Below are 11,627 nucleotides of genomic sequence, written 5' to 3'. Positions count from 1 at the left end.
TCGGACCCCTCTCCTCCTCGTCATGCAGCATTCGCAAACCCACCTGCGCTCGCGCCCGATCTCGGCCGGCCACCTGCGCGCCTTCGAGGCCGTGGCACGCCACCTCAATTTCCGCGCCGCGGCCGAGGAGATGGCGCTCACCCAGTCGGCCGTGAGCCGCCAGATCCAGTCGCTGGAAGAAGAGGTGGGGGTGAGCCTGTTCCTGCGCCACACGCGCGCGGTGGAATTGACCAGTGCCGGCGCGCAGTTGCTGATGGCGGTGTCGCAGTCGCTGCCGCGCATCGACGGCGCGGTGCGGCAGATCCGCCAGAGCGCGGGGCGGCGCGCGGTGGCGCTCACCACGTTCGCGTCGTTCGCCTCGATGTGGCTGATCCCGCGGCTGGAGCAGTTCCAGCGCGACAACCCGGACATCGACATCCGCATCGACGCCACCGACACTTCGCTCGACCTGGAGCTGGCCGACGTGGACCTGGCGCTGCGCTACGGCCCGGCGTCCAACATGCCGCCACGCTCGGTGCGCCTGTTCGGCGAGCAGCTCACGCCGGTGGCCAGCCCCTGGCTGCTCAAGGCCACGCCGGTGAAGAAGCCGTCGGACCTGGCGCAATTCGCCCTGATCGAGGCCGGCGACGCCCATCCCGGGCACATGGAGTGGCTGACCTGGCGGCGCTGGTTCGACGCCCAGCAGCTGACGCGCTTCCAGCCCAAGCGCTGGCTGTACTTCAACTACGCCTACCAGATGGTGCAGGCGGCGCTCACCGGCCAGGGCGTGGTGCTGGCGCGGCTGCCCATGGTGGCCGAGAGCCTGGCCAACGGCGACCTGATCGAGCCGCTGCCGAAGCTGCGCATCGACTCGCCCCTGTCCTACTGGCTGATCAAGGGCGAGCGCAGCGGCCAGCGCCCCGAGGTGGCCGGCTTCTGCGCCTGGCTGGAAGGCCAGGCCAGGTCCACCCGCCAGACCATTGGCGAAGTGCCCGACCCGGACACGGTGGACAACATCGACTGACGATGCGCCCTGGACGGAGCGGAGCGCGCCGTCCCCGCCGGGATCAGTCGGGCCGCGTCATTGCCAGCGCCTCTTCCACGTAGAGGTAGACCTCCTCCGGGATGGACGGGTGGCGCTTGCGCTCCTTGGTGCGCCACTGGCCCAGGCGCACGATCACCAGCTCGCGCGACGGCACCACGATGGCGTACTGGCCCAGGTGGCCCTGCATGAACCAGAACGGCGGGCTGTGCCTGGGGTCCATCCAGAGCCCGTGGCCGTAGTGCTCCACGTGCCCGTTGGGGCTGGTCATGCGCTTGACGAAGTCCGCCGGCACCACCTGCTGTCCGTTCCACTGCCCCTGCTGCAGCATCATCTGTGCGACCCGCGCCATGTTACGCGCCGAGGTGTGGATGCAGCAGTAGGCCAGCTCCATGCCGCCGTCCTCGCGTGGCCGGTCCAGGCTCCAGCTGGCCTCGGCCATCCCGAGCGGCTGCCACAGCCGCCGCGACGCGTAGCCCGCCAGCGTCAGGTCGGGCTCGCGCGCCTTCAGCGCCCGCTGCAGCGCGATGCCCAGCAACTGCGTGCTGGCGCTGCTGTACTCGTAGCCGCTGCCCGGCTCGCGCTCGAAGCCGTGGCGCAGCACCGTGGCCTGCGCATCGCCGCCGAAGTACAGCTCGGTGGTGGCGTTCAGCGGCAGGTAGTAGTTCTCGTCCCAGGCGTGGCCGGAGGTCATCGCCGACAGCTGCGCCAGGGTGGCGAAGCGGCCCTGCGGATGGTTCGCGTACTCGCCCACCCAGGTGGCCAGCGGCGCGTCGAACGACGGCACGATGCCGTCGGCCACCGCCGCGCCGGCCAGCAGCGTCATGACCGTCTTGGCCATGGAGAAGATGTTGGTGCGGCTGTCCGGCCCGTAGGGCGGGAAGTAGGTCTCGTGCACCAGCGCGCCCTTGTGCATCACCAGGAAGGCGGCGCTGCGGTGCTGGCGCAGGTAGCTGGCCATGCCCTCCGACAGCGGCCGCTGCGGCCCGGCCGTCCAGGGCTGCGGCGCCCCGCCGGCGATGCGCGCCTGCGTGAAGTTGCGCGCATCGTCGATGTGCGCGGTGTTGTGGCCCTGCAGGTAGGTGTAGCGCACGGCGTTCCAGATGTAGCCGTGGCCGGCCAGCTGCAAGGCCGCGGCCGTCAGCACGAGCAGCACCAGCAGCCCGAGCAGTCCGCGCTTGAGGTATTTCACGTCCCGTCTCCCTTCATTTCAGTTCTTCTCCGAACATCTACATCGCACAACGGACGAATTCGCAAGGCCTAGTCCAGTGCCACCGCGGAACCGGCTCTGCCGGGCCGCTGGTGGCGCCCCTTGAGGGGAGGCGCCGAAGGCGCTTCGGGGTGGTCTCTTACACAGGCCACACGACGCCGTTGTCGTTCAGGATGGCGTCCAGTGGCACGTCGTGCGGCTCCGGCTCCAGGTCGTCCAGGTAGCCGTTGGTGTATCCCAACCCCACCGTGAACGGGCGGGGCTCCAGCGCGGCCAGCGTGCGGTCGTAGAACCCGCCGCCGTAGCCGAGGCGGTAGCCGCCCGGTCCGTAGCCGACGCAGGGCACGAACAGCAGGGTGGGCACGACCACTTCGGTGTCCTTGGGCTTGGGGATTCCGTAGGCGTCCTCCTCCATCGGGCAGCCCGGGTACCAGGCGTGAAATCCGAGCGTCCTGTGCTGCTTGTCCACCACAGGCAGCGCGATGCGCCGCAGCTGCGGTTCGTCCAGCAGCTCGCCGTCTTCCTTCCACCGGTGCAGCGCCGGCAGGGGATCGAACTCGCCCTTGATCGGCCAGTAGGCGCCGATCACGGTGTCGGGCCGCCCCACCAGCCAGATGCGCATCACCTGCTGCAGCAGGTCGGCCCGGCGCAGCCGGTCGGGCAATGCCAGCCGGTCCTCGACCAGGCGCCGGCGCAAGGCTTTTTTCTCCTCCGGCGTGCTCATAATCCCCCGATGAAGTTCCGGCCGATTCTGACATCCCTGTTGCTGGCGCTGGCCGGCGCCGCATTCGCACAGGCCCCGGGCGACGCGATCGTGCTGGACATGGCGCAGGCCTGGCGCCAGGGCAACAAGGAGCGCCTCACGCAGTTGCTGCCGCAGGTGCGCGGGCACGCCCTGGAACCCTGGGCTGCCTACTGGGAGTTGCGCGCACGGCTGGATACGGCCACCCCGGCGGAGGTGCAGGACTTCCTCACCCGCTACGCCGGCACCTACCAGGAAGACCGCTTGCGCAACGACTGGCTGCTGCTGCTCGGCGACCGCCGCGACTGGCCCGCCTTCGACGACGCGCACGCGGGCTTCCGGATGCGCGACGACCCGCAGGTCCGGTGCTACGCCCTGCTGGTGCAGCACCTGAGCGAAGGCCCCGCCGCGCCCGCCACCCTGGCCGACGAGGTCCGCCGCCTCTGGTGGGCCGAGCGCGGCGACCCGGGCGCGTGCACCCATGCGGCCAGCCGATTGATGGGCGAGGCCGGCGCGCGCAACCGGCTCACCCAGGCCGATGCTTGGGTCAAGGCCCGGCTGGCCATGGAGGCCAACCGGCCGCGCAGCGTGGAAGCGGCGGTGGGCATGGTCGCCCCCGACGCCCTGCCGCTGCTAGCTCAGATCCAGGCCAGCCCCACGAAATTCCTCGCCGGCCGGGTGAGCGCCGCCTCCCGCGTGCGCAAGGAACTGGTCGGGCTGGCGCTGCTGAAGATGGCCACCGCCGACACCGACAGCGCCGTGCGCATGCTGGAGGACAAGTGGGGGCCGCAGTTGTCCCCCGAGGAGCGCAACTGGATCTGGGGCACGCTGGGCAAGCGGGCCGCGCAGCAGCTGTCGCCCGACGCGCTCGGCTACTTCGCGCACGTGACCCGCGACGCCGACCTGAGCGACAGCATGCTGGCCTGGAAGGCCCGCGCCGCCCTGCGGGCCGGCCGCGCGCCGCTCTGGGACGGGGTGCGCTCGGCCATAGACGCGATGAGCGACGAGGCGCAGCAGGAGCCCACCTGGCGCTACTGGAAGGCACGCGCCCTGCTCGCCTCCGGGCGCGATGCGCAGCGCGCCGAGGCCCAACGCCTGCTGGAAGCCATCGCCTCGCCGGCCGGCTTCTACGAGCAGCTGGCGCTGGAGGAGCTGGGCCTGACGATCGACGTGCCGCCGCGGCCGGCACCGCCCACGCCCGAGGAGCTCGACGCCGCGAGCCGGAACCCCGCGCTGCAGCGCGCGCTGTACGCCATCCAGCTCGGGCTGCGTTCCGAAGGCAACCGCGAATGGGTCTATGCCACGGCGCTGGCGACGCCCGGCGGCATGGGCGAGCGGGAGCTGCTGGCGGCGGCGCAGATCGCCTGCGAGCGCGAGGTCTGGGACCGCTGCATCAACACCAGCGAGCGCACGCGCGAGGCCTTCGATGCCGTTCAGCGCTTCCCGATGCCGCACCGCGAGTCGGTCGTCCGCCGCGCCCAGGCGATCGGGCTGGACCCGGCCTACGTCTACGGCCTGATCCGGCAGGAGAGCCGCTTCATCATGGACGCCCGCTCGCACGTGGGCGCCTCCGGCCTGATGCAGGTGATGCCGGCCACCGCGCGCTGGACCGCCCGCAAGATCGGCATGAACGGCTTCCGCCCCGAGCAGCTGACCGACCGCGAAACCAACATCGCCATCGGCACCGCCTACCTCAAGCTGGCGCTGGACGATCTCGACGGCTCCATGCCGCTGGCCGCCGCCGCCTACAACGCCGGCCCGCGGCGGCCGCGTGCCTGGCGCAACGGCCCGGTGATCGAGGCGGCCGCCTGGGCCGAGAACATCCCGTTCGGCGAGACGCGCGACTACGTCAAGAAGGTGCTGGCCAACACCACGCTGTACGCCGCCATCCTGACCGGCCAGCCGCAGTCGCTGAAGGCCCGCCTGGGCTTCATCGGCCCGCGCGACGCCAGCCTTCCCGAGCCCAACGCCGACCTGCCCTGACCGCCGCGGCATGGATCTCTGGCAGCGCATCCTCGCCACCGTCGCCGACGAGTTCTCGGACCTGCCCGACGCCGAGACCTTCACGCGCGTGGTGGTGCGCCTGGTGCTGGCGGCGCTGCTGGGCGCGCTGGTGGGGCTGGAGCGCGAACTGGCGGGCAAGCCCGCGGGCTTGCGCACCCACATGCTGGTGGCGCTGGGCGCGGCCCTGTTCGTGCTGATCCCGCTGCAGGCCGGCATCGAGCTGGGCGACCTCAGCCGCGTGATCCAGGGCCTGCTGGCGGGGGTCGGCTTCCTGTGTGCCGGCGCCATCCTCAAGGGCGATGCCGAAGACGAGGTGCACGGGCTGACCACCGCCGCCAGCCTCTGGATGACGACGGCCATCGGCCTGGGCGTCGGCCTGGGCCGCGACACCACCGCCGCCCTCAGCACGGTGCTGGTGCTGGGCATCCTGCGGTTGGAAGGACCGCTGAAGCGCTGGATCGAGCAGCGCCGCCGCGGCCGGCTGGTCGCCACCGCGGACCGCGACGAAGGCCATTGATCGCCAATCCGCATCGATGGTGCGGGCATTCGGAATCGATGCGCGAAGGGCGCGACGCTAGCATTCGTGGCACATCCGCATCGAAAGGCGCCCTCCATGCTCAAGCTCTACATCGGCAGCAAGAACTATTCGTCCTGGTCCATGCGTCCCTGGGTGCTGATGCGGCAGGCCGGCATCCCGTTCGAGGAAGTGAAGCTGCGCTTCGACTCGTTCGCGGCCGACTCGCAACTGAAGCGCTCGATCGCCGAGGTCAGCCCGGCCGGCAAGGTGCCGGTGCTGGTGGACGACGGCTTCTCCATCTGGGACACCATGGCGATCGCCGAATACCTGGCCGAGCGGTTCCCCGACAAGGCCCTCTGGCCGCGCGACCGGCAGGCGCGTGCCCGCGCGCGCAGCGTCTGCGCCGAGATGCACTCCGGCTTCGCCGCCCTGCGCGGCCTCTGCCCGATGAACATCGAGGCCTCGCTGCCCGACGTCGGCAAGCTGGGCTATCGCGACAAGCCGGCGGTGCGGGCCGACGTGGATCGCATCGTGGCGATGTGGGACGAGCTGCTGCGGCAGCACGGCGGGCCCATGCTGTTCGGCGAGTTCAGCATCGCCGACGCCTTCTACGCTCCGGTGTGCATGCGTTTCCGCACCTACGGCATGCCGGTGCCGCAGGTCGCGGCCGACTACGTGGCGCGCGTCTGCGAGCTGCCCGGCGTGAAGGCCTGGATCACCGACGCGCTCGCGGAGCAGGACTTCCGCGAATTCGAGGAGCCGTACCGGCTCGCGCGCTGACGCGAGCCGCGGGCAGCCGCGTCTTACACTGGCTGCCATGCAGACGTACATGGTGGGCGGGGCGGTCCGCGACGCGCTGCTCGGGCTGCCGGTGAACGACCACGACTGGGTGGTCGTCGGCGCCACGCCCGAGGCGATGGTGGCGGCCGGCTACCTGCCGGTCGGGCGCGACTTCCCGGTGTTCCTGCATCCCGCGACGCGCGAGGAGTACGCGCTGGCGCGCACCGAGCGCAAGACCGGCCGCGGCTACCACGGCTTCGCCTTCCATGCCGATCCCGGCGTCACGCTGGAGGAGGACCTCGCCCGGCGCGACCTCACCATCAACGCCATGGCGCGCGACGAGGCCGGACGCCTGATCGATCCCTTCGGCGGCCAGGCGGACCTGCGCGCGCGCGTGCTGCGGCACGTGACCGACGCCTTCCGCGAGGACCCGGTGCGCATCCTGCGGGTGGCGCGCTTCGCGGCCCGCTTCGCCGATTTCAGCCTCGCCCCCGAGACACTGGAGCTGATGCGCGGCATGGTGGCGGCCGGCGAAGTGGATGCGCTGGTCCCCGAGCGCGTGTGGCAGGAACTGGCGCGCGGCCTGATGGAGCAGCGGCCCTCGCGCATGTTCGAGCTGCTGCGCGAATGCGGCGCGCTGGCGCGGCTGCTGCCGGAGGTGGACCGGCTCTGGGGCGTGCCGCAGCGCGCGGACTACCACCCGGAGGTGGACACCGGCGTGCACCTGATGATGGTGCTGGACATGAGCGCGCGGCTGCAGGCCAGCCTGCCGGTGCGCTTCGCCTGCCTGGCGCACGACCTGGGCAAGGGCACGACGCCGGCCTCGGTGCTGCCGCGCCACATCGGCCACGAGGAGCGCAGCGCCCGCCTGCTCAAGTCGCTGGCCAAGCGGCTGCGCGTGCCCACCGAGTGCAGCGAACTGGCGGACGTGGTCGCGCGCGAGCACGGCAACATCCACCGCAGCGGCGAGTTCGGCGCGGCGGCCATCGTGCGATTGCTGGAGCGCTGCGACGCCTTCCGCAAGCCGCAGCGCTTCGACGAGGTGCTGCTGGCCTGCGAGTGCGATGCGCGCGGGCGGCTGGGGCTGGAAGAGTCCGGCTATCCGCAGCGGCCCCGCTTGCGAACCGCCCTGCAGGCCGCGCTGGCGGTCGGCACGCGCGCGATCGCCACGGCCGCGCAGGCGCAGGGCCTCGCCGGGCCACAGGTCGGCGAGCGCATCCACGAGGCGCGGGTGCACGCGGTGGCGCAGTGCCTGGCCGGCACTCAGTCCAGCAGCGCCAGCGCAGCGTAGTCGCCGACCCGCTCGCCCAGCCCGGCGGGTACCAGCTCGCAGCCGGCGGTCAGCGCCGGCAGGTGGCGGCGGACTTCCGCCTGCAGCCGCGGCAGCAGCAACTCCTGGTTGTGGCAGAACACGCTGCCGCCCAGGCTGATGCGCTGCAGGTCGAGGGTCGCCACCAGGTTGTAGAGCCCGCGTCCCATCACGCGGCACAACTCGTCGACGGCGGCCAGCGCCCGGGCGTCGCCCTCGCGGGCGCGCTGCATCAGCGTGGCCGCATCGACGCCGAAACGGGGCTCGGCGAAGGTGCCGCCGACCAGCGCCTCCAGGTCGCCCACGTTGCCGCAGCCGCACTGGATGCGATCGTCGTCGGCGACGAAAGCATGTCCCGCGTGGCCGGCATTCCCGTTCTTGCCGCGCAGCACGCGTCCGCCCACGCACAAGCCGGTGCCGACACCGGTGCTCCACGTCACGTACGCGCAATCGTCCACGCCCTGCAGCGCGCCCCAGCGGCGCTCCGCCTCCAGCGCGGCGATGCCGTCGTTCTCCACCCGCAGCCGGGCGAAGCGGCGCGCCAGCGGCGCTTCCAGCACGGCGGAGGTCCAGTCGTTGGGCAGGCGCCCGGGCGGACCGGCCAGGCCGCCGCAGATGTTGGGCGCGGCGACTTCGATGGCGCCGTCCACCCGCACGAACGGACCGCAGGAGGCAACGCCCGCGGCTTGCACGGCGTCGGGCGCGATGCCCGCCTCGGCGCAGGCCTCGTCGACCATGCGCAGGATCTGGCGCGCCACGGCGTCGCGGCTGCCGCTCTTGGCGGTGGGTTCGTGCCGGCGCGCGACCAGGTCGTGGCTGCGGCCGTCGTTCAGGCTGACCGACACCTTGGTGCCGCCGATGTCGATGCAGGCTTTCATGGGGCGTTCACAACAGGCGGGAGAGGCCGGCCGCCACCATGCTCAGCAGCACCGTCGAGGCCAGCGGGATGTTCCAGTCGCGCCCGAACAGCTTGAAGCGCAGGTCACCCGGCAGCCGGCCGAAGCCCAGCTTCTGCAGCAGCGGCGTCAGCCAGCTGATCAGCATCAGGGCCAGGAAGACGACGATGAACCACCGGATCATGCGGCCAGTGTAGGCGGTGGCTCCGTGACGCGGGCTTCAGAGGCGCCCGGTGCGGTCGCCGCGGGCAAAGCCCATCGCATCCCAGAACCCGCCCGCGGCCAGGCCGACCACCTTGAACAGCTCGCCCATCTCGTGCTCGTTCACCAGCTTCTGCATCGCCGCCTGCTGCGCCCGGTCGGCGCCGGCGGCCAGTTCGAGCAGTCCGCAGTTGAACAGGAAGTGGGCCTGGCTGGTGTAGCCCAGCACCGCCAGCCCGGCGTCCTGCGCCGCCAGCGCGATGCCGGTGAAGTCCACGTGCGCCGTGATGTCCTTGGTGCCGAGCGCGTCCAGCGGGTCGGGGTCGGCCAGGTGGCCGCGGTGGCACATGAGCGTGCCCATGTGCCGCTGCGGGTGCCAGTACTCGCGCTCGGGAAAGCCGTAGTCGAGGAAGAAGGCGGCTCCCTTCTCCAGCCGGTCGGCCAGGGTGCGGATGAAGGCCTGTGCCTGCGGATGGATCTCGGTCAGGTAGTCGTGCGCGCCCTCGACCTCCACCGGCGGGCGCAGCGCGGTCGGCCGGTCCTCGAACCGGAGCCCGTCGCTGCCCGCAGCCACCCCCCGCTCGTGCCACACCCCGCCGATGCGGTGCAGCAGCTTGACCGGCATGGCGTCCAGCACCTCGTTGCCGACCACCACGCCGGCGAAGCGCTGCGGCAGCTCGGACACCCAGCGCACCTTGCCGGCATGCGCCTTGAGCCGCTCCTGCTGCCGCTCGCGCAGGCTGCCCGAGAGATCGACGATGGTGTAGCGCGCGACTGCCGGGCCAAGCGCCTCCAGCAGTTGCCGGGCCAGGGCGCCGGAGCCGGCGCCGAACTCCCAGATCTCGTCCGTGCCCGATACCTCCAGCGCCTGCCCGAGCTGGCGCGCCAGCGTGCGGCCGAACAGCGGCGTGAGCTCGGGCGCCGTCACGAAGTCGCTGCCGCTGGACGGCAGGGCGCCGAACTTGCGGGAGGCGTTCGCGTAGTAGCCCAGGCCGGGCGCGTACAGCGCCAGCGCCATGAAGCGGTCGAACGGCAGCCAGCCGCCGTCGCGCGCGATCGCCTTGGTCATCAGCCCCGCGAGGGCGCTCGTTACACTCGACGCCTCGTCACTCATCGGTGACATTCTGGTTGGAAGCGCGGCGGGAAAAACCGAGGTGGCGTTGGCTGCATCTGAACAATCCGGCTTGGCCGCATCGAACGAGCTCATCCGATGGTTGCGCCTGCTGGCGCTGCCCGTGTGGGCCCGGGCGGCCATTCTGCTCCTGGTGGTCATTGTCGTCGTTGGCGGCACGGCGCTCCTGCCCGGCAAGGCTGGCGCCGACAGCGCGGAACTGGCCGCCTTCCGCCATGTGTTCCTCGCGCGCGGCGTGGTCGAGACGCAGCGCCACGCTATGCTGGTCCCATGACACGGTGGGTCCTCATCACCGGTGGCTCGCGCCGACTCGGCCGCGAGATCTGCACGGTCTTCGCACGGGGCGGCTGGAGCATCGCCTGCCACTACCGCGATTCGGAAGCGCAGGCGCAGGAAGTGGTCGAACAGGCACGGACGTTCGGTGTGCAGGCCCTCGCCCTACAGGGCTCGCTCGACAGCGAGAGCGACGCCGAGTCGCTGTTCCACCGGACCTGTGCAGGCATCGGCGGACCGCCCTCCTGCATCGTCAACAACGCCTCGACCTTTTTTCCCGACGCCGCCACCGATTTCGTCGCACAGTCCCTGCTGCAGCAGTTGCAGACCAATCTCCTGGTGCCGCTGGTGCTGGGGAAGCTCCTGCATGCCGGCTGGTCGCAGGCCTCGAATGCGAGCGGGGTCGCCAGCGTGGTCAACGTGCTCGACCAGAAGGTCTACAACCTGAATCCGGACTACTACTCGTACACCCTCTCCAAGCTGGCCCTGGAGCGGGCCACGATCCAGCAGGCCCAGGCCCTGGCCCCCACGCTGCGCATCAATTCGGTGGTTCCCGGCTTGATGTACCCGAGTGGCCCCCAGACCATCGAGAACTTCGAGCTCGCCGCGAACGCGAACCTGCTGCGGCGCCCGGTCGACCCTGTCCGTGTTGCGGAGACCGTCTTCTTCCTGGCGGACAACGAGTGCATCACCGGGACGAGCGTCTGCGTGGACAATGGGCAGCACCTCGTACCCCTGCCGCGCGACATCATGTTCGTCGTGGACGACCTGCTGCGAAAGAACGCATGAACCCGACCGAACGGCTCCTGGACTGTCGTCGAATCTTCCTGCGCGGGCTCCAGGTCGAGGCCGTGATCGGCGTGCACGAGTTCGAGAAGGACCAGGCGCAGCGGGTCCTCGTCGATGTCGACCTGTACGTCTCCCCCGCATCGCCGGCCCGCGACTCGATCGACGAGGTCGTCGACTACGACTTCGTTCGCGACCTCGTGCTGGAGCGGGTTGCGAGGGGCCCGATCGCCCTCCAGGAAACGCTGTGCGACGACATCCTCCGCGCCGTGCTCTCGCACCCCGAGGTGCAAGCCGCCCGGGTCAGCACGCGCAAGCCGGACGTCTATCCGGACTGCGAGGCGGTCGGCGTCGAAGTGTTCCGGTTCAGGCCGACAGACAGATGAACCCCGACGGCGGCAAGGAGGTCCTCACCCTCACCGGGCTGCGCTTCGACGCCAACCTCGGCATCCTGGAGCACGAGAAGGCGAGCCCGCAGCCGATCCAGGTGGATGCCGAACTGAACCTGGGCACCCAGCCGCTGCTGCCGCGCGACGACGAGATCCTGCACGTGCTGGACTACCGCAAGGTGCGCAAGATCATCATCGAGGAGTGCACGGCCGAGCACGTCAACCTCCTGGAGAGCCTGATCGGCAAGCTGGCGCTGCGGCTGATGCAGTTGCCCGGCGTGCTGGGCGTGCGGGTGCGCATCGCCAAGCTGGCGATCTTCGACGACTGCGAGGTCGCGATCCGCGTCGAGACCGGGCTCTGGTAGCG

14 protein-coding genes are annotated in these 11,627 nt (G+C 71.0%); 9 read left to right on the top strand and 5 right to left on the bottom strand.

Going from position 1 to position 11,627, the window contains the following annotated elements; translation table 11 throughout:
* The first annotated feature begins 22 nt into the window (after positions 1-22).
* On the top strand, positions 23-1,003 hold the full coding sequence (locus tag VEC03_RS07985) for a LysR substrate-binding domain-containing protein (protein ID WP_324914216.1): 981 nt from the start codon (positions 23-25) through the stop codon (positions 1,001-1,003).
* Between the two features lie 43 nt (positions 1,004-1,046).
* On the opposite strand, the gene VEC03_RS07980 is transcribed toward VEC03_RS07985, so the two are convergent.
* Complete coding sequence (locus tag VEC03_RS07980; RefSeq protein WP_324914213.1) at positions 1,047-2,213, bottom strand: serine hydrolase; 1,167 nt, start codon at positions 2,211-2,213, stop codon at positions 1,047-1,049.
* Positions 2,214-2,370: 157 nt separating this feature from the next.
* Positions 2,371-2,955: a 5-formyltetrahydrofolate cyclo-ligase gene (locus VEC03_RS07975; RefSeq protein WP_324914212.1), complete on the bottom strand. Its 585-nt coding sequence runs from the start codon at positions 2,953-2,955 to the stop codon at positions 2,371-2,373.
* A 9-nt stretch (positions 2,956-2,964) separates the two neighbouring features.
* Here VEC03_RS07975 and VEC03_RS07970 point away from each other — a divergent pair, with 9 nt between their 5' ends.
* From VEC03_RS07970 to VEC03_RS07955, 4 genes are all read left to right on the top strand, one after another.
* Positions 2,965-4,956 (top strand): lytic transglycosylase domain-containing protein, encoded by a 1,992-nt coding sequence (locus VEC03_RS07970; RefSeq protein ID WP_324914210.1) that lies wholly within the window; start codon positions 2,965-2,967, stop codon positions 4,954-4,956.
* Between the two features lie 10 nt (positions 4,957-4,966).
* Positions 4,967-5,494 (top strand): MgtC/SapB family protein, encoded by a 528-nt coding sequence (locus VEC03_RS07965; RefSeq protein ID WP_324914209.1) that lies wholly within the window; start codon positions 4,967-4,969, stop codon positions 5,492-5,494.
* 96 nt (positions 5,495-5,590) lie between these two features.
* Entirely contained in the window at positions 5,591-6,274 is a 684-nt protein-coding gene (locus tag VEC03_RS07960) for a glutathione S-transferase family protein (protein WP_324914208.1), read from the top strand.
* A gap of 37 nt (positions 6,275-6,311) precedes the next feature.
* Complete coding sequence (locus tag VEC03_RS07955) at positions 6,312-7,565, top strand: multifunctional CCA addition/repair protein (RefSeq protein WP_324914206.1); 1,254 nt, start codon at positions 6,312-6,314, stop codon at positions 7,563-7,565.
* Here VEC03_RS07955 and VEC03_RS07950 read toward each other — a convergent pair.
* The 3 genes from VEC03_RS07950 to VEC03_RS07940 are packed head-to-tail and all read right to left on the bottom strand — an operon-like array spanning position 7,538 to position 9,803.
* A complete protein-coding gene (locus tag VEC03_RS07950; protein WP_324914205.1) occupies positions 7,538-8,461 on the bottom strand; it encodes an ROK family protein in 924 nt (307 codons plus the stop codon). The two genes, VEC03_RS07955 and VEC03_RS07950, sit on opposite strands and share 28 nt — an antisense overlap.
* A gap of 7 nt (positions 8,462-8,468) precedes the next feature.
* A complete protein-coding gene (locus VEC03_RS07945) occupies positions 8,469-8,663 on the bottom strand; it encodes a DUF2905 domain-containing protein (protein ID WP_324914204.1) in 195 nt (64 codons plus the stop codon).
* A 36-nt stretch (positions 8,664-8,699) separates the two neighbouring features.
* A complete protein-coding gene (locus tag VEC03_RS07940) occupies positions 8,700-9,803 on the bottom strand; it encodes a class I SAM-dependent methyltransferase (protein ID WP_414708469.1) in 1,104 nt (367 codons plus the stop codon).
* Here VEC03_RS07940 and VEC03_RS07935 point away from each other — a divergent pair.
* The 4 genes from VEC03_RS07935 to VEC03_RS07920 are packed head-to-tail and all read left to right on the top strand — an operon-like array spanning position 9,697 to position 11,625.
* The gene (locus VEC03_RS07935; protein WP_324914201.1) at positions 9,697-10,086 is read left to right on the top strand and encodes a hypothetical protein; all 390 of its coding nucleotides are present in this window, start codon (positions 9,697-9,699) and stop codon (positions 10,084-10,086) included. The two genes, VEC03_RS07940 and VEC03_RS07935, sit on opposite strands and share 107 nt — an antisense overlap.
* Positions 10,083-10,874, top strand: a complete 792-nt coding sequence (locus VEC03_RS07930) for an SDR family oxidoreductase (protein ID WP_324914199.1) — start codon at positions 10,083-10,085, stop codon at positions 10,872-10,874. Before VEC03_RS07935 ends, VEC03_RS07930 begins: the two co-directional genes overlap by 4 nt.
* Complete coding sequence (locus VEC03_RS07925) at positions 10,871-11,257, top strand: dihydroneopterin aldolase (protein ID WP_324914198.1); 387 nt, start codon at positions 10,871-10,873, stop codon at positions 11,255-11,257. The genes VEC03_RS07930 and VEC03_RS07925 overlap by 4 nt, the downstream gene beginning before the upstream one ends.
* Entirely contained in the window at positions 11,254-11,625 is a 372-nt protein-coding gene (locus tag VEC03_RS07920; RefSeq protein WP_324914196.1) for a dihydroneopterin aldolase, read from the top strand. The genes VEC03_RS07925 and VEC03_RS07920 overlap by 4 nt, the downstream gene beginning before the upstream one ends.
* The last annotated feature ends 2 nt before the right edge of the window (positions 11,626-11,627 follow it).

Source organism: Ramlibacter sp., from assembly GCF_035627355.1.
Taxonomy (GTDB): domain Bacteria; phylum Pseudomonadota; class Gammaproteobacteria; order Burkholderiales; family Burkholderiaceae_C; genus Ramlibacter.
Note: the sequence above shows the minus strand (reverse complement) of the source record. Positions and strands in the feature narration are given on the sequence as shown.

Bases quoted from the DNA above. Each gene is read 5' to 3' on its own strand.
- VEC03_RS07970 (WP_324914210.1), top strand. From the start codon at position 2,965: ATGAAGTTCCGGCCGATTCTGACATCCCTGTTGCTGGCGCTGGCCGGC.
- VEC03_RS07930 (WP_324914199.1), top strand. From the start codon at position 10,083: ATGACACGGTGGGTCCTCATCACCGGTGGCTCGCGCCGACTCGGCCGC.
- VEC03_RS07965 (WP_324914209.1), top strand. From the start codon at position 4,967: ATGGATCTCTGGCAGCGCATCCTCGCCACCGTCGCCGACGAGTTCTCG.
- VEC03_RS07975 (WP_324914212.1), bottom strand. From the start codon at position 2,955: ATGAGCACGCCGGAGGAGAAAAAAGCCTTGCGCCGGCGCCTGGTCGAG.
- VEC03_RS07950 (WP_324914205.1), bottom strand. From the start codon at position 8,461: ATGAAAGCCTGCATCGACATCGGCGGCACCAAGGTGTCGGTCAGCCTG.
- VEC03_RS07960 (WP_324914208.1), top strand. From the start codon at position 5,591: ATGCTCAAGCTCTACATCGGCAGCAAGAACTATTCGTCCTGGTCCATG.
- VEC03_RS07935 (WP_324914201.1), top strand. From the start codon at position 9,697: ATGAAGCGGTCGAACGGCAGCCAGCCGCCGTCGCGCGCGATCGCCTTG.
- VEC03_RS07940 (WP_414708469.1), bottom strand. From the start codon at position 9,803: ATGTCACCGATGAGTGACGAGGCGTCGAGTGTAACGAGCGCCCTCGCG.
- VEC03_RS07985 (WP_324914216.1), top strand. From the start codon at position 23: ATGCAGCATTCGCAAACCCACCTGCGCTCGCGCCCGATCTCGGCCGGC.
- VEC03_RS07920 (WP_324914196.1), top strand. From the start codon at position 11,254: ATGAACCCCGACGGCGGCAAGGAGGTCCTCACCCTCACCGGGCTGCGC.
- VEC03_RS07925 (WP_324914198.1), top strand. From the start codon at position 10,871: ATGAACCCGACCGAACGGCTCCTGGACTGTCGTCGAATCTTCCTGCGC.
- VEC03_RS07955 (WP_324914206.1), top strand. From the start codon at position 6,312: ATGCAGACGTACATGGTGGGCGGGGCGGTCCGCGACGCGCTGCTCGGG.
- VEC03_RS07945 (WP_324914204.1), bottom strand. From the start codon at position 8,663: ATGATCCGGTGGTTCATCGTCGTCTTCCTGGCCCTGATGCTGATCAGC.